Origin of the sequence: Synechococcus sp. R55.7 (genome assembly GCF_047461955.1) — a bacterium.
In the GTDB taxonomy this organism is placed as follows: Bacteria; Cyanobacteriota; Cyanobacteriia; order Thermostichales; family Thermostichaceae; genus Thermostichus.
The window spans coordinates 1-1,060 of sequence record NZ_JANSIC010000380.1; the positions used below are offsets into that span (position 1 = coordinate 1).

Annotated in this window: 1 protein-coding gene; it reads left to right on the forward strand. The window is 59.9% G+C overall.

The window, feature by feature from the left end; translation table 11 throughout:
• A partial coding sequence (gene psbD, locus NW820_RS12625) for a photosystem II D2 protein (photosystem q(a) protein) (RefSeq protein WP_414332488.1) occupies nt 1–1,059 on the forward strand: 1,059 nt, incomplete at its 5' end.
• Nucleotide 1,060 lies beyond the last annotated feature (1 nt).

The window sequence follows — 1,060 nt, forward strand, 5'->3', positions numbered from 1 at the left end:
ATGACCATAGCGGTAGGGCGCGTGCGTCAGGAGCGAGGATGGTTCGACATCGTCGATGACTGGCTCAAGCGCGACAGATTCGTGTTTATCGGCTGGTCCGGGCTGCTGCTGTTCCCCTGCGCTTACCTAGCCCTGGGCGGCTGGCTCACCGGCACCACCTTTGTAACTTCCTGGTACACCCACGGGTTGGCCAGCTCCTACCTGGAAGGGTGCAACTTTTTGACCGTAGCCGTCTCCACCCCCGCCGACAGCATGGGGCACAGCCTGCTGCTGCTGTGGGGCCCCGAAGCCCAGGGGGACTTCACCCGCTGGTGCCAGATTGGGGGGCTGTGGACCTTTGTGGCCCTGCACGGAGCGCTGGGGCTGATTGGCTTTATGCTGCGGCAATTTGAGATTGCCCGGCTGGTGGGGGTGCGGCCCTACAACGCCATTGCGTTTAGCGCGCCGATAGCGGTGTTTGTGAGCGTGTTTTTGATTTACCCGCTGGGGCAGAGCAGCTGGTTTTTTGCGCCCAGCTTTGGGGTGGCGGGGATTTTCCGCTTTTTGCTGTTTTTCCAGGGGTTCCACAACTGGACGCTGAACCCGTTCCACATGATGGGGGTGGCTGGCGTTTTGGGTGGAGCGCTGTTGTGTGCCATCCATGGGGCGACGGTGGAGAACACCCTGTTTCAGGATGGGGATGCGGCCAGCACCTTTCGGGCGTTTGAGCCGACGCAGTCGGAGGAGACCTACTCGATGGTGACGGCCAACCGGTACTGGAGCCAGATTTTTGGGATAGCGTTTTCCAACAAGCGGTGGCTGCACTTTTTCATGTTGTTTGTGCCGGTGACGGGTTTGTGGATGTCGAGCATTGGGGTAGTGGGGTTGGCGCTGAACCTGCGGGCGTATGACTTTATCAGTCAGGAGGTGCGGGCAGCGGAAGACCCTGAGTTTGAGACGTTTTACACGAAGAACATTTTGCTGAACGAGGGGATTCGGGCGTGGATGGCGCCGCAGGACCAGCCCCATGAGCGCTTTGAGTTCCCTGAAGAAGTCCTCCCCCGCGGCAATGCGCTCTAAA